Origin of the sequence: Mycobacterium stomatepiae (assembly GCF_010731715.1) — a bacterium.
Lineage (GTDB): Bacteria > Actinomycetota > Actinomycetes > Mycobacteriales > Mycobacteriaceae > Mycobacterium > Mycobacterium stomatepiae.
This window is the reverse complement of sequence record NZ_AP022587.1, coordinates 3441793-3462114: the sequence shown is the minus strand read 5'-3', so window position 1 is coordinate 3462114 and position 20322 is coordinate 3441793. Positions and strand designations below refer to the sequence as shown.

Here is a 20322-nt window from a genome sequence, read left to right as displayed (position 1 = left end):
GCTTGGGGTGGGGACTTCGGTGAATTTGGCCGCTCTCACGGAGTCGACGTGTCGTGCGCTCGTGTCCTGAGCGGGTTTTGATAATGAAAACCGTATTCAGTAAGCTTTGCCGCCAAGACAAGTGCGGCCAACGCCACAACTGGAGAGGCAAACCGGTGATCGGGCAGAACACCTTGGTCAGAATCCCGAAGAGGGCCGGGAGGTGGCCGTCCGGACGGCCCCGAGAGCCTCGACAGTTAGCTTATGCAATGCTAACTTCAGCAAATTAAGTTAGGGGAGACTATCTTCATGGAAAATTGCGGCCGTGGAACTCGGTGACAGTGGTGTGCTCGCGGTCCAGCCAGGCACTTCTCGGCTGGACACCAGGGTCGACGGCGACGTCGTCAGCCGGTTTGCCACCTGCTGCCGGGCACTGGGTATCGCGGTATATCAACGTCAGCGCCCGGCCGATCTGGCCGCTGCCCGCTCGGGCTTTACGGCGCTGACTCGCGTCGCCCACGACCAGTGTGACGCGTGGACTGGGTTAGCGGCCGCCGGCGATGCGTCCTTCCGGGTCCTCGAGGCGGTGTCGCGCACCGCGGCCACCTCGGGCGTGCTGCAGCGGCAGGCCGACTTGGCCCCCGGCGCCCTCGGCTTCCGCTACGACAGCGGGCTCTATCTACAATTTCGAGCCACCAACCCCGACGAGTTCCATCTCGCTTTCGCGGCTGCCCTGGCAACGGCCGGACAGTTTGCCGAGGCCGACAAGATCGTCGCGGGTCTTACCGCGCGCCGCCCAAGCTGGCGCGAAGCGCGGTGGATCTCCGTCGTCATCAACTACCGCGCCGAGCGGTGGTCCGACGTCGTCAAGCTGCTGACCCCGATCGTCAACGACTCCGATCTGGACGAGGCCTACTCGCATGCGGCCAAGATCGCGCTGGGCACCGCGCTGGCTCGGCTCGGCTTGTTCGCCCCCGCGCTGTCCTACCTCGAGGAACCCGAAGGTCCGGTGGAGGTGGCCACCATCGACGGGACGCTGGCCAAGGCGCTCGTGCTGCGCGTGCACGTCGACGAAGAGTCGGCAAGCGAGGTCCTGCAGGATCTGTATGCGGCACACCCGGAGAACGAACAGGTCGAACAGGCCCTGACCGACACCAGTTTCGGGATCGTGACCACCAATGCGGCCCGCATCGAGGCCCGCACCGATCCGTGGGATCCCGAAACCGAGCCCAGCGCGGAGGACTTCGTCGACCCCGCCGCCCATGAACGTAAGTCCGTGCTGCTGCACGAAGCCGAGCGCCAGCTCACCGAGTTCATCGGGCTCGACGAGGTGAAAAATCAGGTATCGCGGCTCAAGAGTTCGGTGGCCATGGAGCTGGTGCGCAAGCAGCGCGGGCTGCAAGTCGCCCAACGCGCCCACCACCTGGTGTTCGCCGGACCGCCCGGGACCGGTAAGACCACAATCGCGCGTGTGGTTGCCAAAATCTATTGCGGTCTAGGGCTATTGAAGCGGGAGAACATCCGCGAGGTGCACCGCGCCGACCTGATCGGCCAGCACATCGGCGAGACCGAAGCCAAGACCAACGCAATCATCGACAGCGCGCTGGACGGCGTGTTGTTCCTCGACGAGGCCTACGCCCTGGTGGCGACCGGCGCCAAGAACGACTTCGGGCTGGTCGCCATCGACACGCTGCTGGCCCGAATGGAAAACGACCGCGACCGGCTGGTGGTGATCATCGCCGGGTACCGGGCGGATCTGGACAAGTTCCTGGACACCAACGAGGGCCTTCGGTCGCGGTTCACCCGCAACATCACCTTTCCGTCGTACAACTCTCACGAGTTGGTGGAGATCGCCACCAAGATGGCCGAACAGCGCGACAGCATCTTCGAGCAAGCCGCGCTCGACCACATGGATGTCCTGTTCGAGAAATTGGCGACCGCCACGACGCCCGACTCCAACGGGGTCGAACGGCGCAGCCTCGACATCGCGGGTAACGGCCGTTTCGTCCGAAACATCGTCGAGCGTTCCGAGGAGGAGCGCGAATTCCGGTTGGACCACTCAGAACAGGCGGGAACCGGTGCGTTCACCGATGAGGAGTTGATGACGATCACCGACGTAGACGTCAGTAATTCAGTTGAGCCGCTGCTGCGCGGCCTGGGGCTCTCGGTGCCGTCATGACCAACCCCGAGCCTGCCGACGAACGACGTTCGTTCTCCTCACGTACCCCCGTCAACGACAATCCCGACAAGGTGCTCTACCGTCGCGGGTTCGTCACCCGGCACCAGGTGACCGGCTGGCGCTTCGTGATGCGCCGCATCGCCTCCGGAATCGCGTTGCACGACACCAGAATGCTGGTCAACCCGCTGCGCACCCAGTCGCGCGCGGTGCTGATGGGCGCCCTGATTCTGATCACCGGTCTGGCGGGCTGCTTCGTGTTCTCGCTGATCCGGCCCAACGGTCAGGCGGGCAGCAATGTGGTGCTCGCCGATCGGGACACCGCCGCGCTGTATGTGCGGATCGGCGACGAACTGCACCCGGTGTTGAACCTGACCTCGGCCCGGCTGATCGCCGGTAAGCCGGTCAACCCGGCGGCGGTGAAAAGCAGTGAGCTGGACCGGTTTCCGCGCGGAAACCTGATCGGGATCCCGGGCGCGCCAGAACGCATGGTGCAGAACGCGTCTCATGACGCGAACTGGACGGTGTGCGATACGGTCAGCGAGGCGGCGCAGGGTTCGCACGCCGTGCACAGCACCGGCGTCACCGTGATCGCGGGCACCCCCGACAGCAGCGGCACCCGGGCCGCGGCGGTCGCGCCCGGCCAGACGATCCTGGTCGAGTTCACCGGCGATAAGGGCACCAGCACCTGGCTGCTGTGGGACGGCAAGCGCAGCCAGATCGACCTGGCCAACCACGCGGTCACCAACGCGCTGGGGCTGGGGGCCGACGTGCCCGCACCGCGGCCCGTCGCGGCTGGGCTGTTCAACGCGATCCCCGAAGCGCCGGCGCTGACCGCACCCGCCATCCCGAATGCCGGTGAGAAGGCGACGTACCCCGTGCCGGCGCCGATCGGCGCGGTCGTCACGTCCTACGGCGTCGACCCGGGCAACCTGCGTTACTACGCGGTGCTGTCGGATGGACTGCAACCGATCTCGGCGGTGCTCGCCGCGATCCTGCGCAACACCAATTCCTATGGCCTGGAACAACCCCCGCGGCTCGGCGCCGATGAAGTGGCCAAGCTGCCGGTGTCGCGGCTGCTGGACACCACCCGCTTCCCGGACCGCCAGGTCGCTCTCGTCGACGCGGCCAAGAACCCCGTCGCCTGCGTGTACTGGAGCAAGCCGGCCGGGGCCGCGAGCAGCTCGCTAGGCCTGCTCACCGGTTCCGCGCTGCCGGTACCGGACGCGGTTCGCACCGTCAACCTGATCGGCGGCGGCACCCCAGGCGTGGCCACCCGGGTCGCCCTGGCTCCGGGCACCGGCTACTTCGCTCAAAGCGTCGGCGGCGGCGCGACCTCGCCGGGCGCTGGGTCGCTGTTCTGGGTGTCCGACACCGGCGTTCGTTACGGCATCGACAACGAGGCCGAGAGCGCCGGACACGGCAAAACCGTTGAGGCCCTTGGCTTGACCCCACCCCCCGTTCCCATTCCCTGGTCGATACTGTCGCTGTTCGCGACGGGCCCGACGCTATCGCGCGCCGACGCGTTACTCGCCCACGACGGCCTGGCGCCCGACAGCAAGCCCGGACGTCCGGTGTCGGCCGAAGGAGGACCTCGATGAGCCGACTGATTTTCGAAGCTCGCCGGCGCCTGGCGCCGCCGAGCACCCGCCAGGGCACCATCACCATCGAGGCGCCTCCGGAGCTGCCCCGGGTGATTCCGCCATCGTTCCTGCGCCGTGCGATGCCCTACGTGTTGGTGATCCTGATCGTCGGCATGATCGTCGCGCTGGTCGCTACCGGGATGCGGGTGATCTCCCCGCAGACCCTGTTCTTCCCATTTGTGTTGCTGCTGGCGGCAACCGCGCTCTATCGCGGCAACGATAACAAGATGCGCACCGAGGAGGTCGATGCCGAACGCGCCGACTACCTGCGCTACCTGTCGGTGGTCCGCGACAACATCCGGACGCAGGCCGCCCAGCAGCGCGCCGCCGCCCAGTGGTCGCATCCCGAGCCGGCCGCACTGGCCACGGTGGCCGGATCACGCCGCCAATGGGAGCGTGACCCACACGACCCCGACTTCCTGGTGTTGCGGGCCGGGCGTCACCAGGTTCCCCTGGCCACTGCGGTACGGGTACAGGACAGCGCCGACGAAATCGACCTGGAACCGGTGTCACACAGCGCATTACGTAGCCTGCTCGACACGCAGCGCACCGTTCGCGATGTGCCCACCGGAATCGACCTGACCAAAGTCTCCCGGATCACCGTCCTCGGTGAGCCCGACGAGGTACAAGGGGCGCTGCGCGCTTGGATCGCGCAGGCCGTCACCTGGCATGACCCGACAGTGCTGGGGGTGGCGCTGGCCACCCGCGATCCGGAGAACCGCGACTGGTCCTGGCTGAAGTGGTTGCCGCACATCGACATTCCTGGCGAGGTGGATGGTGTCGGGCCGGCCCGCTTCCTGTCCAACAACCCCGACGAGCTGATTTCGCTGCTGGGACCGGCGCTGGCGGATCGGCCGGCGTTCACCGGGCAGCCGGCGGACACGTTGCGGCACCTGCTGATCATCGTCGACGACCCCGACTACGACGTGAACGCCTCGGCGCTGGCGATCGGCCGGGCCGGCGTGACCGTCGTGCACCGCACCACGACATCACCCAACCGTGAACAGTATTCGGATCCGGAGAAGCCGATCCTGCGTGTCGTCGGGCGGGATGGCGGGGGCAGCCGAGCCGCGGTGATTGCGCGCTGGCAGACCGGCGGCTGGCAGCCCTTCATCGACAACGCCGATGCGCTCGGCGCCGACGAAGCCGCGCACCTGGCCCGTCAGTTGTCCCGCTGGGATTCCAATCCCACCCACGCCGGGCTGCGCTCGGCGGCGACCCGCGGTGCGACCTTCACGACGCTGCTGGGTGTTCCGGATGCGTCGCAGCTGGACGTGCCGACCTTGTGGGGACCGCGTCGCCGCGACGACGAGTTGCGGGTGCCCATCGGTGTCACCGCGACCGGCGAGCCGCTGTACTTCGACCTCAAGGACGAGGCCGAGGGCGGGATGGGTCCGCACGGCCTGATGATCGGTATGACCGGTTCGGGCAAGTCGCAGACCCTGATGTCGATTCTGTTGTCGCTGTTGACAACTCACTCGGCTGATCGGCTCATCGTGATCTATGCCGACTTCAAGGGTGAGGCCGGGGCGGACAGCTTCCGGGACTTCCCGCAGGTCGTCGCGGTGATCTCCAACATGGCCGAGAAGAAATCGCTGGCCGACCGGTTCGCCGACACGCTGCGCGGTGAGGTTGCGCGGCGTGAAACGTTGCTCCGCGAGGCCGGCCGCCGGGTCCAGGGCAGTGCGTTCAACTCGGTGGTCGAATACGAGAACGCCATCGCTGCCGGCCACGACCTGCCGCCGATCCCGACCCTGTTCGTGGTCGCCGACGAGTTCACGCTGATGCTGGCCGACTACCCCGAGTATGCGGAACTGTTCGATTACGTTGCGCGTAAAGGCCGCTCGTTCCGCATCCATATCCTGTTCGCGTCCCAGACGTTGGATGTCGGCAAGATCAAGGACATCGACAAGAACACCTCGTACCGCATCGGTCTGAAGGTGGCCAGTGCCAGCGTCTCTCGCCAGATCATCGGCGTGGACGACGCGTACCACATCGAATCAGGCAAAGAGCACAAGGGTGTGGGCTTCCTGGTGCCGGCTCCCGGTGCCGCCCCGATCAAGTTCCGCAGCACCTATGTCGACGGCATTTACGAGCCACCGCAGACGGCTAAGACCCTTGTGGTGCAGTCCGTTCCGCAGCCGAAGCTGTTCACCGCCGGGCGGGTGGAGCCCGATCAGGGCACCGTGATCACCGGAGCGGGTCAAGACGAGTTCGTCGGACCGCCGCGCAAGCTGATCGCGACCATCGGTGAGCAGCTGGCTCGCTACGGGCCGCGAGCACCGCAGCTCTGGCTGCCGCCGCTGGACGAGCCGATCCCGTTGACCACGGTGCTGGCGAACGCAGGTGTGCCGGAACGGCAATGGCGTTGGCCCCTCGGCGAGATCGACAAGCCGTTCGAGATGCGCCGCGACCCACTGGTGTTCGACGCCACGTCGGCCTCGGGCAACATGGTGATCCACGGCGGTGCCAAGTCCGGTAAATCGTCTGCGCTGCAGACGTTCATCCTGTCCGCCGCCAGCCTGCACTCACCCCGCGACGTCACCTTCTACTGCCTGGACTACGGCGGGGGGCAGCTGCGCGCGGTGGAAGACCTGGCGCACGTCGGCAGTGTGGCGTCGCCGCTGGAACCCGAGCGCATTCGGCGCACCTTCGGCGAGCTCGAGCAGCTGCTGGTTTCCCGGCAGCAACGCGAGGCGTTCCGGGACAAGCAGGGTTCGACTCACGACGACGGCTTCGGCGAAGTCTTCCTGGTGGTCGACAATCTGTACGCCTTCGCCCGGGACAACACCGACCAGTTCAACACGCGTAACCCGTTGCTGGGCAAGGTGACCGAGCTCGTCAACGTCGGCCTCGCGTACGGCATCCACGTGATCGTCACCACCCCGAGCTGGCTGGAGGTGCCGTTGGCGATGCGCGACGGGCTCGGCCTGCGCCTCGAGCTCAAGCTGCACGACGCGCGGGACAGCAATGTGCGGGTGGTCGGGGCGCTGCACCGACCGGCCGACGCGGTGCCGGCCGACCAGCCGGGTCGCGGTCTGACCATGGCCGCCGAGCACTTCCTGTTCGCGGCTCCTCAGCTGGACCAGGTGGCCGCTATCAATGCCCGCTACCCGGGCGTGGCCGCACCGCCGGTTCGGCTGCTGCCGACCAACCTGGCACCGGATGCCCTCGGGCCGCTGTATCGCGGCCCCGAACAGGTCGTCATCGGCCAGCGCGAAGAGGACCTGGCGCCGGTGGTGCTCGACTTCGCGGAGAACCCGCTGCTGATGGTGTTCGGCGACAGCAAGGCGGGTAAGACCACGTTGCTGCGCCACATCATTCGCACCATTCGCGAGCACTCCACGTCGGACCAGGTGGCGTTCACGGTGCTGGATCGGCGGCTGCATCTCGTCGAGGAGCCGCTCTTCGCGGACAACGAGTACACCGCCAACATCGACCGGATCATCCCGGCGATGCTCGGGCTGTCGAACATCATCGGGTCGCGGCGCCCGCCGGCCGGCTTGTCGGCAGCGGAGTTGGCGCGGTGGAGCTTCGAGGGCCACACGCACTACCTGATCATCGATGACGTCGACCAGATTCCGGATACACCGGCGATGAGTGGGCCCTACATTGGGCAGCGGCCGTGGACCAGTCTCATCCCGGAGCTGAGTCAGGCCGCCGATCTGGGGCTGAGGGTGATCGTGACGGCACGGGCGACGGGGTCGGGGCATGCCCTGATGACCAGTCCGTTGCTACGCCGATTCAACGACCTGCAGGCAACCACGTTGATGCTGGCGGGCAACCCGCAGGACAGCGGGAAGATCCGTGGCCAGCGATTTGGCCGGTTGCCTGCCGGACGAGCAATTCTGTTGGGAGACACCGAAAGTCCGACGTATGTGCAGTTGGTCAACCCGTTGGTTGGCGAGTCTGTTGTAGGGGGAGCCGACGAAGGTTTCGCCCACTGATGGTGATGAGTGAAGCAGCAACCGAAGGACCACAGAAGGAGGGGTTATGACGTTGCGAGTTGTTCCTGAAGGCCTGGCGGCGACGAGTGCGGCGGTCGAGGCACTGACGGCGCGATTGGCAAGTGCGCACGCGGCGGCCGCGCCGGCGATCACCGCGGTGGTGCCGCCCGCCGCGGATCCGGTGTCGCTGACGACCGCGGCCGGATTCAGCGCGCAGGGCCAGATGCATTCGGTGGTGGCCGCCGAGGGTGTCGAGGAGCTGGGCCGCGCCGGTGTCGGCGTGGGCGAAGGCGGGGCCAGCTATCTCGCGGGTGACGTCGCGGCGGCCGTCACATACGGCGTCTGACTATGACCGCGCCTATCTGGATGGCTGCTCCGCCGGAGGTGTATTCGGTGCTGACCGCCGGTCCGGGACCGGGGCCGCTGCTGGCGGCCGCCGGTGCGTGGACCGCGCTCAGCACCGAATACGCCGATGCGGCAGCCGAACTCAGTGGGCTCTTGGGGGAAGTACAAGCGGGGGCATGGGAAGGTCCGACCGCCGAGCAGTATGCGGCCGCGCACATCCCGTATCTGGCGTGGTTGATGCAGGCCAGTGCCGACAGCGCGGGCGTGGCCGCCCAGCATGAGGTCGCGGCGGCGGCCTACACCGGTGCCCTGGCGGCGATGCCGACCCTCGGGGAGCTCGCGGCCAACCACACCATCCACGGGGTGCTGGTGGGGACGAATTTCTTTGGTATCAATACGATTCCGATTGCGGTCAACGAGGCCGACTACGCGCGGATGTGGGTCCAGGCCGCCACCACGATGAGCACCTATCAGGTGGTCTCCGATGCCGCGCTGGCCGCGGTACCGCAAACCGACCCCGCTCCCAACGTGCTGCGACCCGGTGCCGAAACCGACAACTTCTCGACACTGGCCGCACCGAACGACCAGGACTCCGGCAACTGGCTCGAGAACTTGCTCAGGCAACTGCAGCAGTTCTTCCAGAACCTGTCCGACATGATTCAGCAGTTCATGCAGAACTTGGGGCCGTTCCTGGTGGCTTATGGGCCAATATTGTTTTTCCTCGCCTACCAGGTGATCACCAACCTGCTCGGCTGGCCCACGTGGGGCGCGATTTTGACCGCACCCTTCCTGATCCCCCTGATCATCGGCATTGCCGCCTACTTCTACCTGAACCCCGAGGACCTACCGGACGCCGAGCCTGTGGTGCTCCCACCGGCGCCGGCGTCGCAGGCTTCCTCGATGCCGCCGGTCGCCGGCCTGGCTCCGACGGCGCCGGCACCGGCCTCGACTCCCGCGTCCGCGCCGGCCTCGGCGGCCGGTGCGGCTCCCGCGCCGGTCGCCGGGGCTTTCGGCTACGTGGTGGCCATGGGCGGCGATCCGGAAACCGGCTTGGGCCCCACGGTGGGGGGCCGCGGCGGGATCAAGGCGCCGGCCGCGACCATCCCAGCGGCCGCCGCGGCGGGCGGCCGCTGCGCGCCGACGCAAGCGGGCCGCAATGCGTGATCACAGTGACGAATATCTGGACATGAACGTCGACGTCGACCCCGACTGGGGCGCGCCCAGCGAAGAGCAACTCGTCGCCGCCGCAATGGGTTCGGCAAGCGGGGCCGGACGGCTGGGGTTTGCCGGAACCGGCCGCAAAGAAGCGGATCTGCGGGCGTCGGGATTGACCGAGCTGGCCGGGGATGAATACGGCAGTGGCCCGCGGATGCCCATGGTGCCGGGCACCTGGGACCAGAACGGGGCGGGCCAGGACGAGCCCGATCAAGCGGGGGGAGGGGGCTCCAAAAGTTAACAACATGTCAGCCAGTAGTCGAAATCGTAAGGGACAGAAGAGAAAGGAAATGTTATGAGTCTTCTGGATGCACACATTCCACAGTTGGTGGCCTCGCAGTCGGCGTTCAGCGCCAAGGCGGCCCTGATGCGCAGCACGATCCAGGGCGCCGAGCAGGAAGCGATGTCCGCCCAGGCCTTCCACCAGGGCGCGTCCTCGGCGGCCTTCCAAGCCGCACACGCCCGGTTCGTGGAGATGGCCGCCCGAGTCAACACCCTGCTGGACATCGCCCAGGCCAACCTCGGTGACGCAGCGGGCACTTATGTGGCCGCCGACGCCGCCGCCGCGTCCGGCTACACCTCGTTCTGAGCTGACCACTAGTAACCGCGAAAGGACTTGAGATGTCGCAGATCATGTACAACTACCCGGCGATGCTGAGCCACGCCGCCGACATGTCGGGCTACGCCGGCACGATGCAGGGGCTCGGCGCCGACATCGCCACCGAGCAGGCGGCGCTGCAGAACGCCTGGCAGGGTGACACCGGTATGACCTACCAGGTGTGGCAAGCCCAGTGGAACCAGGCCATGGAGGCGTTGGTGCGTTCCTACCAGGCGATGGCCAGCACGCACGAGAACAACACCCTGGCCATGTTCGCCCGCGACACGGCCGAAGCCGCCAAGTGGGGCGGCTAGCCCTCCCTCGATGAGTGTCGAGCCCAATGCCGTCGAGCTGACGGTCGAAAACGCGTGGTTCGTCGCCGAAACCGTTGCAGCGGGTAGCTTCCCGTGGGTTCTGGCGATCACGACGCCCTATCAGGATGCCGCGCAGCGCGACGCGTTCTTCCGGGAACAGAAGGACGAGTTGACCCGGATGGGTCTGATGTCGCCGGACGGTGTCGTGAACGCGGCGGTCGCCGACTGGATCAAGTTGGTGTGTTTTCCCGATCAATGGCTGGATTTGCGCTACGTGGGCTCCGGCGCAGCCGGCGGTGCCGGCGAGTTGCTGCGCGGTGTGGTCGCGCGGCGCGCCGGCACCACCGGCAAGCCTTCGAAGACCGTCGTCGCGCTGCGCAGCGCGCAGCTGGTCACCTTCACCGCCATGAATATCGACGACGCCCGCGCGCTGGTTCCCGTGCTCGGAGTGGGGCTGGGCCAGCGGCCGCCGGCGCAGTTCACCGAGTTCAGCATGCCGGCGCGCGTCGGAGCCCGGGCCGACGAACGCCTGCGCTCCGGTGCGCCGCTGCCCGAAGTCCTTGACTACCTGGGCATTCCAGGGTCGGCACGCGCAGTGGTGGAATCGGTGTTCACCGGCCCGCGTACGTACGTGGAGATTGTTGCCGGCTGTCAGCGCGACGGGCAGCATGCCACCACCGACGTCGGAATGAGCATCGTCGACACCACCGCGGGCCGGATCCTGGTCAGTCCGTCCCGCGCGTTCGACGGCGAATGGGTCTCGACGTTCGGTCCGGGAACCCCGTTCGCGATCGCCGTCGCGATCGAGCAGCTGACCGGCTGTCTGCCCGATGGCCCCTGGTTCCCCAATCAGCGGCTATCCCGAGATCTGTCCACCCAATACGCCTAAAACACAACAAGATAGAGAGAGAACACGATGTACCAGGCTGATTCGAGGATCCGTTGACCTCCGGCGCCGTCATGCCAATCGTTCGCGTGGCCATCCTCGCGCACAGCAGGCTGACAGAAGTTGCCCTGCCCACCGAGCTGCCGCTGCGTGAAGTCCTGCCCGCGGTGCAGCGATTGGTGGTCCCGACGGCCCAGAACGGCGACGGCGGTGACCCCGACGGTGCGCCGCGCACCGGGGCGGTTTCCCAACTGAGCCTGGCCCCCATCGGCGGAGCGCCGTTCAGCCTGGACGCCAGCCTGGACACCGTCGGCGTGGTCGACGGGGATCTGCTTGCGCTGCAGCCGGTTCCGACCGGCCCGGCGGCACCCGGCATCGTCGAGGATATCGCCGACGCCGCGATGATCTTCTCGACGTCGCGACTGAAGCCCTGGGGCATCGCGCAGATCCAGCGCGGGGCGCTGCTCGCCGCGATCGTCGTGGCCTTCCTGACGACTGGCCTGGGAGTGACCTATCGCGTGGCGACCGGCGCACTGGCCGGACTGGTCGCGGTCAGCGTGGTCGCGGCGGTGACCGCGATCGCGGGCTTGTTCGTCACGCTGCGTTCGGAACGCACCGGGATGGCACTGTCCGCGTCGGCGCTGGTGCCGATCGGTGCCGCGCTCGCGTTGGCGGTGCCCGGGAGGTTCGGGGCGGCACAGCTGGTGCTAGCCGCGGCCGGTGTGACCGCGTGGTCGCTGATCGTCCTGATGGTGCCGACCACCGAGCGCGAGCGCATTGTCGGGTTCTTCACCGCGACCGCGGTGGTCGGGGCCGGGGTGTTGTTGGCTGCGGGTGCCGAATTGCTTTGGCGTCTAACGATATTGACCATCGGTGCCGGACTGATCGTAGTTGCTCTCCTGGTGACCATCGAGGCGGCGCAGCTTTCCGCGCTGTGGGCTCGCTTGCCGCTGCCGGTCATCCCGGCACCGGGCGACCCGACTCCGTCGGCGCCCGTGCTTCGGGTGCTCGAAGACCTGCCACGGCGGGTGCGCATCGGTGACGCTCACCAGAGCGGCTTCATCGCCGGCGCGGTGCTGCTCGGTGTTCTGGGATCGGTGGCGATCGCGCTGCGGCCCGAGTCGTTGAGCGGCTGGGGCTGGTACGTGCTGGCCGCCACCGCGGCGACCTCCGTTCTGCGTGCCCGCGTGTGGGATTCGGCCGCGTGCAAGGCGTGGCTGCTGGCACAGCCGTTCCTGGTCGCCGGTGTCCTGTTGGTGTTCTACGCCTCGACCGGACGCTTCCTCGCCGGGCTCATCGCGGCGACGGTACTCGTCGTGCTGGTGCTGGCGTGGGCGGTGGTGGCGCTCAACCCGAGCATCGCCTCGCCGGAAACCTATTCGCTGCCGCTGCGCCGCCTGCTGGGCTTCGTCGCGACCGGCCTGGACGCTTCGCTGATCCCCGTCATCGCCTACCTGGTCGGCCTCTTCGCCTGGGTGCTCAATCGATGACTCGTGCCGGATTCGCCTGCCTCACAGCGGCGTTGGTCTTCTCACAGGCCATTGTGCCGTGGGGATGTCCGCGGGCATCGGCGATCAGCCAGCCAGTGGTCGACCCGGGGGTGCAACCGCCCAGCGGAACCGCTGGACCGGTGCAGCCGATGGAGCAGCGCGGACCATGCGCCGCCTCCGGCGTCATCGCCGGCAGCGATCCGGCCGCCGTGACGCCCAGTCAAGCAATGCTGAATCTCCCTGCGGCGTGGCAGTTTTCTCGCGGTGAGGGTCAGTTGGTGGCGGTGCTCGACACGGGTGTGCGGCCGGGGCCCCGACTGCCCAACGTCGATCCCGGCGGCGATTTCGTGGAGGCGACCGACGGGCTGACCGACTGCGACGGGCACGGCACGCTGGTGGCCGGAGTCGTCGCCGGTCAGCCGTCGGCCGAGGACGGCTTCTCGGGCGTCGCGCCCGCGGCCCGCGTGCTGGCGATCCGGACGGCGTCGGGCAAGTTCTCGCCCCGCTCGCCGGGCGGCGATCCGATGGCCGCGCGCGCGTCCCTCGAGGTTGCGACGCTGGGCCGGGCGATCGTGCACGCGGCCGACCTCGGCGCCCGGGTGATCGATATCTCGCAGGTCAGCTGTGTGCGTGCCGATCGGCCCATCGACCAGGCCGCGCTCGGCGCGGCGATTCGCTACGCCGCGGTGGACAAGGACGCGGTGATCGTGGCGGCCGCGGGCAACACCGGGGCGTCCGGACCGGTCAGCGGCGGAATGTCTTGCGAGTCAAACCCGCTCACCGATCTGAGCCGCCCCGACGACGCGCGGAACTGGGCCGGTGTCACGTCCGTCTCCATCCCGTCGTACTGGCAGCCGTACGTGCTGTCCGCGGCTTCCCTGACGGCGGAGGGCGAGCCGTCGAAATTCACCATGTCCGGACCCTGGGTCGGCATCGCGGCGCCGGGCGAAAAGATCGTGTCGGTGAGCAATCGCGACGGCGGCGGCCTGGCCAACGGCCTGCCCGACGACCATCAGCAACTGAGTGCGCTCAGCGGTACCAGTTACGCCGCCGGCTACGTGTCGGGCGTCGCGGCGCTGGTCCGCAGCAAATACCCCACCCTTTCCGCCGCCGACGTGGTGCACCGGATCACCGCGACCGCGCATAACGGCGCGCGGGCGCCGTCGAACCTCGTCGGCACCGGAAGCGTGGACCCATTAGCAGCCCTGACCTGGGAACTGCCCGCGAGCACCGGGCCGGCCGCAACGCCGGTAAAGCCGGTCGCCGTGCCTCCGGCGCCGGCGCCGAAAGACAACACCCCGCGGACCGTCGCGTTCGCCGGGACCGCCGCGCTGGCGTTGATCGTCGCGGCGGTCGCCGCCGCGGCCGCGATCACCGCCGCGCGCCGACGGAAGGAGACCACCTCGTGAGCGCGATCCCGTTCCCGGGCAGCGCCCGAATCACCTTGGCGGCGTTGGCGATAGTGCCGGCGGCGCTGGCCTACCCGTGGCACACGACGCGCGACTACTGGCTGCTCGGCATCGCCGTCGTCGCGGTGATCGTGTTGTTCGGCTGGTGGCGTGGCCTGCACTTCACCACGATCCTAGGGCGCCGGCTGGCCATCATGAGGCGTCGTTCCAACCCGGCCGACGAGCCGAACACCCACTCCGTCGTCGCGGGCAAGACAACCGCGTTGGTGCGGATCGGCCCGTCCAGCGCCGACGGCGCGGTGCTCCCGCTGGAGCTGATCGCCGGGTACCTGGACCGTTACGGCATCCGCGCCGACAAGGTCCGCATCACCAGCCGCGACAACGCCTCCGACGCCTCACGGCGCGAGACGTGGATCGGTATCACGGTGTCGGCCGCCGACAACCTGCCGGCGCTACAGGCACGCTCGTCGCGCATCCCGCTGTACGAGACGGCCGAGGTCGCGGCGCGGCGACTGGCCGACCACCTTCGCGAGATCGGCTGGGAGGCCAACACCGTCGCCCCGGATGACGTGCCGCGGTGGGTGACGGCCAATGCCCGCGAGGGCTGGCGTGCGGTGCAGCGCGGTACCTCGGATTTCGTTGCCGCATACCAGATCGTCGTCGACGCGGGCTTGCCCGCGACGCTGGAGGCCATCCGGTCGCACGGCGCCCGCGAGACGTGCACCGCCCTCGAGATCGCAGGCCCGCGCTCGGGTGACCAGAACACGGTCGCGGCCGCGTGTGCCTTCCTCGCCGACGCGCCGCCGGAAGGCGCGCCACCGGTGGAGGGATTGATCCTGCAGCGCGGCAGCCAAGCTCCGGCGCTGGCGGCGCTGGAGCTGTTGTCCACGCAGCGACTCGACGGCCGCACCGACGTGCCCGCCGACTTGCTTGCGAACCTGGACTGGCCGACGCCGATCACCGGCGCGCACCGGACGGTGCGAACGGAGGCGGCTAGTCCAGCATAAAGCCGTGCAGGAAGCCGGTCATCCGACGTAAGTAGTCCAGTTGGCTCACGTGTAGCACGCGGCTGCCCGGAAACCAGTGCAGTGCACAGTGATCCCAGTGCTCCCACAACATGACGGCCTGGCCCGGGGGAGCCATCCGGTCGGCGAGACCGGTGATGATCATCCGCCGGTCTTTGGAAACCTGCGGCCGATAGTTCAATGGGCAGTGGTAGGCCAGCCCAGCGTTTAATTCGTCGCGGTTGATACTGGAGAGCCCAAGCCCCAGGCCGACGAGTTTGTTGGCCGGAAACCACTGGTCGAACATCGTCGCCGGCGTGACGACCGGGCAGTTGGGTATGACGGCTTCCAGCCGGTCGTCGACGGAGGCCACCAGCGCGGAGGTGTAACCGCCGAGCGAAATGCCGGTCAGCGCAATGCGGTCGACGCCGGTGTGACGCAAATAGTCGACCACGGACCGGAAGTCGTGCACTGCCTGCGCCATCGATTCGGCGAATCCGCTGAGGCCGCCGGCGAAGTACCCGAAACCGCTGAACGGCGAACACTTTTCGGCGCGTTGGCCGTGAAACGGCAACGTGAACAGCAACACGTCATAGCCGGACCGGTAATACCACGGCATCGAGAAGAAGCGGCCGTTCGCCAGATATGACGACCCCATGAAGCCATGGATCACACACAGCGTGGGACGCGGTCCGTCGTCGTGGCGCCAATGCTGGGCGCGCACGGTGTTATTGGACCCCCACGCGCTCCACCGCTCGTGCATCGCGGGGTTGATCGCCGTGAAGCTGCTGGGGAACGAGATGTTCTCGACGGTGCCGCGGGCGATCCACCTCGCCAGCGGACCCGCGGGCCGCGACGATACCCGCGGCAGTTCGGTGGGCGCCGGAAACGACTTCGCCGGGTCATGCTCGGTCGCGAGCTCGGCGTAGAAATTCAGGTTGGCGCGTTCGCTCCCGGATTTGGTGTGGCGCAACGAGGTGGCAACCACCACCGGCGCGGCCGTCGCGGCCAGCAGCGACGAGACCCAGGTGCGCAACGCGATATCGCCGGCGGCCGACGCCGCGATCACCCCGCGTTCGTGCGCCGACAATGCCGAGAGCGGGGGCAGTCCGTCGGCGCCGGGCGGTACATCGGCACCGGGGACGTCGGGAACTGGAATGGGTGGATCGATCGGATCTGTGTCGGTCCCCACGAATGCCGATGCTATCCCGCCCGTCGGCGGATTCCGGGCTGTTTGACGGGTTCCACGCGGATTCCAGAGCCACCGGGGCAACACGAGGGGACCATCCGGTTATACGGTTTTGTCTATGTGGCCGACCAGCCGCGGTGTTGATCAGGAGGACCGACATGTGGGATCCAGACGTCTACCTGGCATTTGCAGACCATCGCAGCCGCCCGTTTTACGACCTGCTCTCGCGCGTGGGAGCCGAGCGGGCACGCCGGGTGGTCGACCTGGGCTGCGGCCCGGGCAACCTGACGAAGTAACTTGAGAAGCGCTGGCCCGGCTCGGCCATCGAGGCGATGGACACGTCGCCGGAGATGGTGGCCGCGGCCCGGGAACGCGGGATCGACGCCTCGGTCAGAGACTTGCGGGAGTGGAAGCCGAAACCCGACACCGACGTGGTGGTCAGCAACGCAGCCCTGCATTGGGTTCCCGAGCACGCCGACCTGCTGGTCCGCTGGGCCGGCCAGCTGCCAGACCGGTCATGGATCGCGGTGCAGATTCCGGGTAACTTCGAAACTCCGTCCCATGCTGCGGTGCGGGCCGTGGCGCGCCGCGAACACTACGCAAAGACTTTGAAGGACATACCTTTCCGGGTCGGTGCGGTGGTCCAGCCGCCGGCGCACTACGCCAATCTATTGATGGATGCCGGCTGCCGGGTCGACGCGTGGGAGACCACGTACCTGCACCAGCTGACCGGGGAACATCCAGTGCTGGAATGGATTACCGGTACCGCGCTGGTCCCGGTGCGGGAGCGGCTCGACGATGCGGGCTGGGAGCAATTCCGCGAGGAGCTCATCCCGCTGCTGGACGACGCCTACCCAACCCGGGCCGACGGTACGACGATCTTCCCGTTCCGGCGGGTGTTCATCGTCGCCGAGGTGGGCGGCGCTGCCGGATAGCGACCGTCTACTGTTCGACGCCGCGGTCGGCGGCGATCGCCGACCGGCTTGTCGGCGTCGTGTGATGGATCTGCAGATACGTCTCGGTGTAGCGCAGCGCGATGCGGGTACCGGCAAAGTCCGAGGGGATGACGTCGCCGGTGCGCTGACGCCAATCATTAAGGCGCACAGCTAAATCTGCGGCGATCGCGTCCATCCCCGCATCGCCGTGGGCCAGCAGGTTGGTGGTCTCGGTGGGGTCGGCTCGCAGATCGTAGAGTTCGCGCTCCGGACGGGGTGATTTGACGAACGGCGCGATCGCCAAACCCGACGGGCTCTCCTCGATATCCCACGGCAGATCCAATAGCGGGCGTGGCACGTAGTTCTCGATGTAGCTGTATTCCTTCGTGCGGATTGCCCGAATCGGATCGAACGAGTCGTGATAGGTCTTCATCGTGTAGACCTGCTCGCGTACCGGGTCGGCCGGTATGTGAGGGGCGATCAGGGCGGATGCGTGCGAGACGCCCTCGATGTCGTCGGGAACGTCGAGACCCAGCAGCTCCAGCAACGTCGGAACCAGGTCGACGCCGCTGAACAACTCCTCGTAGACCTGAGGTGTTGCGGCGCGACCGGCCGGCGGGCGGATCAGCAGCGCGATGCCGGTTCCGGCGTCGTACAACGTGGATTTCGCACGCGGGAAGGCCGGACCGTGGTCGGTGAAGAACACCACCCAGGTGCTGGTATCCAGACCCGTCTCGGCCAGTGTGTCCAGCATCCTGCCGACCGCGGCGTCGGCCGTGCTGATGGCGCCGTAGAAGTTGGCCAGGTCGCCGCGCACCTCCGCGGTGTCGGGCAGGTAGTCGGGCGGATCGACGGCCGCGCTGTCGGCCGGCTCGTAGCGGTCCCGCGGGTACGGGCGGTGCGTCTCGAAGAAGCCAGCCGTCAGCAGGAACGGTTGCCCACCCCGCGCCGCCGCGTCGTTACGCAGCCAATCCTGGACCTTCTCCACCACGTAATCGCAATACGAGTTCGACACGTCGAACTCGTCGAAGCCCAGCCGCTTCGGGTAGGACGTCTCGTGCTGCATACCGAAAAGCGCCGAGTACCAGCCTGATTCGCTAAGAATCTGGGGCAGGGTTTGGACGCCGGCGCGGTATTCCCAGCCGTGGTGGGCCAGGCCGATGAGCCCGTTGCTTTGCGGATAGCGACCGGTAAACAACGACCCCCGCGACGGCGTGCACAGCGGCGCGGTGGCATGGGCCCGGGTGAACAGGATGCTCTCGGCGGCGAGCCGGTCCAGTCGCGGGCTGCTGACGTCCGAGTGACCGTAGGCGCCGAGATAGCGCCCCAGGTCGTGCCAGTGCACGATCAGTACGTTGTCGCCGGTCATCTCCGTCACCTTTTCACCTTGCCTTGCGACCGGCGACGATACCCGTAGCGACCTGCGAAGAATCTGGGTGTGCCACCCTCCTCTTCGCCGAACGTGCACTCAGGGCGGGCTTCGGCAATTTTCTCGCCCTGAGTGCCCGTTCGGCGCATCTACACCGAGCGGGACTGCGCGGGCCGGCCGGGCCGTGTGTCCGGCGGCTGATCCCAGCGGTTTTCGGAGACGAACTCCGACAGCGGTCGCGCGTGTGTCCAGCCGTCGATCTCCAACGCCGGCCGGTCGGGGAATTCGGGCACCGGGCCGAGGCACAGGATGGCGACAGGCTCGGCGCCGGCCGGCATTCCCAGCAGCTCGGCCAGGGGGCGTGGATCGAATAGCGAAACCCAGCCGACCCCCAGACCTTCGGCCCTAGCGGCCAGCCACAGGTTCTGGATCGCGCAGGACACCGATGCCAGATCCATCTGCGGCAGCGTGCGCCGGCCGAAAATGTGCATGTCGCGATCGTCGGCCAGCGCCACCACCAGGAGTTCGGCGCATTCGAGAATGCCCTCGACCTTCAGCCGGAGAAACTCCGCGCCGCGCGGTCCCAGCGCGTCGGCGGTGCGCGGGCGTTCCTCGTTGACCAGGGCGTGGATACCGCGCCGCAGCGCGTCGTCGGTGATCCGGATGAAACGCCACGGCTGCATCAGCCCTACGCTGGGCGCGGCGTGCGCGGCCTGCAACAACCGGGCCAGCACCTCCTCGGGCACCTCGCTGCCGGGCACGAACCGGCGCATGTCTCGCCGTTCGGCGATCACCCGGTACACGACGCGACGGTCTTGCGAGCTGAACGCGTGTTCGCTCACCGCGCCGTCGGAGTGTTCACCAGGGGAGAATGCCATTAGCGTCAATGTATCGCGCAGTCCCACAACAGCAAGGGAGCGTGCAGTGAAGTATTCGGACGTGCTCGAACAACTGCCCAGTGACGGCGGCGCCCGCCGCGTCTACGGCGAGCCCGTCGAGACCGCCGACGGGGCCACCGTGATCCGCGTCGAAAACCCGTCGGCGTCTTCGTCATCCACCAGGGCAAGGCAACCTGGGTACCCGCCGTCGACGCCAATCGCGTCGCCCTGATCGGGGTGCTCACCGGTCTGCTCGCGGCGGTCATCGGCAGCCTGGCGGTGCTCCGGCAGCCGCCGTGGCCGCTGATGACGATTACCGAGAACAAATAACGCCGGAGTTGTTTTCCGCCAACCCGATCAACGCCCCCCGGCGATCGATGGTTGGTGTGCAGATCGAGCCGGCGAATTTCGGAGTCCACCTGGTCACCGCCCCGGTCACCAGGTGGACCGAATATGGATCACGAGATGAAATCCTGTCGCATTTCACGGCGGTGCCCCGGCAAGAGTTGGTGCTGCCCTACGTCGCCAAGCACATCGCGACCGAATCGGTCCGCAAGGCCGGAAAAAAGTGGGTCTGGAAATTCGACCCGACCATCTTCGACGGTGAATTGCTCGAGCCAGAACCCGACGACGAAGAGTCGTTGGAGGCCATGATCGCCCACATGCACTGCCGCATCGGTTATCTCAGCTGCGAGGCCGGATTGGTTTCCGCTGGCATGGGCGAGCGGCTGCGGTCGCTGTTCCAACTCAGAGGCCCATTCGTCCAGCTGGCCGAGGCGGGTCACCATCCCATGCTCGACCAACCGTTGCCGCTGGTCGCGACGTTGCGCACCCTGCTCGAATTCTGGTCGATCACCTAGGGTTCGCCGCGCTTTCGTCGGAAAGCCTTGGCTGCAGCCGCAATTCGTAACGCCACGCGCCGGATGCCAGGTGAGCGCCGGGTCC

The 20322-nt window shown here is 67.5% G+C and carries 13 protein-coding genes and 4 pseudogenes; 14 read left to right on the top strand and 3 right to left on the bottom strand.

All coding sequences use genetic code 11. The features are described 5' to 3' along the window. Nucleotides 1-304 precede the first annotated feature (304 nt). From eccA to eccE, 11 genes and pseudogenes are all read left to right on the top strand, one after another. A complete protein-coding gene (gene eccA, locus G6N54_RS16295) occupies nt 305-2158 on the top strand; it encodes a type VII secretion AAA-ATPase EccA (RefSeq protein ID WP_163791021.1) in 1854 nt (617 codons plus the stop codon). Next, nucleotides 2155-3756 (top strand): type VII secretion protein EccB, encoded by a 1602-nt coding sequence (gene eccB / locus G6N54_RS16290; RefSeq protein WP_163791020.1) that lies wholly within the window; start codon nt 2155-2157, stop codon nt 3754-3756. Before eccA ends, eccB begins: the two co-directional genes overlap by 4 nt. Further along, the gene (gene eccCa / locus G6N54_RS16285) at nt 3753-7745 is read left to right on the top strand and encodes a type VII secretion protein EccCa (protein ID WP_163791019.1); all 3993 of its coding nucleotides are present in this window, start codon (nt 3753-3755) and stop codon (nt 7743-7745) included. The genes eccB and eccCa overlap by 4 nt, the downstream gene beginning before the upstream one ends. A 46-nt stretch (nt 7746-7791) precedes the next feature. Continuing rightward, the gene (locus tag G6N54_RS16280; RefSeq protein ID WP_163791018.1) at nt 7792-8091 is read left to right on the top strand and encodes a PE family protein; all 300 of its coding nucleotides are present in this window, start codon (nt 7792-7794) and stop codon (nt 8089-8091) included. 2 nt (nt 8092-8093) lie between these two features. Continuing rightward, nucleotides 8094-9546, top strand: a pseudogene (locus tag G6N54_RS16275) (PPE domain-containing protein). A 54-nt stretch (nt 9547-9600) separates the two neighbouring features. Further along, the gene (gene esxG / locus G6N54_RS16270; protein WP_163791017.1) at nt 9601-9894 is read left to right on the top strand and encodes a type VII secretion system protein EsxG; all 294 of its coding nucleotides are present in this window, start codon (nt 9601-9603) and stop codon (nt 9892-9894) included. Nucleotides 9895-9926: 32 nt separating this feature from the next. Beyond that, nucleotides 9927-10217 carry a WXG100 family type VII secretion target gene (locus G6N54_RS16265; protein WP_025736523.1) on the top strand — a complete coding sequence of 97 codons (291 nt, stop codon included), beginning with the start codon at nt 9927-9929 and terminating at the stop codon, nt 10215-10217. A 10-nt stretch (nt 10218-10227) separates the two neighbouring features. After that, nucleotides 10228-11106: an ESX secretion-associated protein EspG gene (locus tag G6N54_RS16260; RefSeq protein WP_163791016.1), complete on the top strand. Its 879-nt coding sequence runs from the start codon at nt 10228-10230 to the stop codon at nt 11104-11106. Between the two features lie 71 nt (nt 11107-11177). Continuing rightward, nucleotides 11178-12593, top strand: coding sequence for a type VII secretion integral membrane protein EccD (gene eccD / locus G6N54_RS16255; protein ID WP_163791015.1), 1416 nt, complete (start codon nt 11178-11180; stop codon nt 12591-12593). Continuing rightward, entirely contained in the window at nt 12590-14002 is a 1413-nt protein-coding gene (mycP, locus tag G6N54_RS16250; protein WP_163791014.1) for a type VII secretion-associated serine protease mycosin, read from the top strand. Before eccD ends, mycP begins: the two co-directional genes overlap by 4 nt. Next, nucleotides 13999-15009, top strand: coding sequence for a type VII secretion protein EccE (eccE, locus tag G6N54_RS16245; RefSeq protein ID WP_163791013.1), 1011 nt, complete (start codon nt 13999-14001; stop codon nt 15007-15009). The genes mycP and eccE overlap by 4 nt, the downstream gene beginning before the upstream one ends. Here the strand turns inward: eccE and G6N54_RS16240 are convergent. Continuing rightward, nucleotides 14996-16198: an alpha/beta hydrolase family protein gene (locus G6N54_RS16240; RefSeq protein WP_163791012.1), complete on the bottom strand. Its 1203-nt coding sequence runs from the start codon at nt 16196-16198 to the stop codon at nt 14996-14998. The genes eccE and G6N54_RS16240 overlap by 14 nt on opposite strands. Before the next feature lie 155 nt (nt 16199-16353). Here G6N54_RS16240 and G6N54_RS16235 point away from each other — a divergent pair. After that, nucleotides 16354-17130 (top strand): annotated as a pseudogene (locus G6N54_RS16235) (trans-aconitate 2-methyltransferase). Between the two features lie 7 nt (nt 17131-17137). Here the strand turns inward: G6N54_RS16235 and G6N54_RS16230 are convergent. Continuing rightward, complete coding sequence (locus tag G6N54_RS16230) at nt 17138-18499, bottom strand: sulfatase family protein (RefSeq protein ID WP_163791011.1); 1362 nt, start codon at nt 18497-18499, stop codon at nt 17138-17140. Between the two features lie 149 nt (nt 18500-18648). Then, on the bottom strand, nt 18649-19377 hold the full coding sequence (bluB, locus tag G6N54_RS16225) for a 5,6-dimethylbenzimidazole synthase (protein WP_163791010.1): 729 nt from the start codon (nt 19375-19377) through the stop codon (nt 18649-18651). A 46-nt stretch (nt 19378-19423) separates the two neighbouring features. Between bluB and G6N54_RS16220 the strand changes: the two are divergent. Next, nucleotides 19424-19707 (top strand): annotated as a pseudogene (locus G6N54_RS16220) (hypothetical protein). A gap of 116 nt (nt 19708-19823) precedes the next feature. Then, nucleotides 19824-20237, top strand: a pseudogene (locus tag G6N54_RS16215) (alpha/beta fold hydrolase); the annotation flags it as partial. Between the last annotated feature and the right edge of the window lie 85 nt (nt 20238-20322).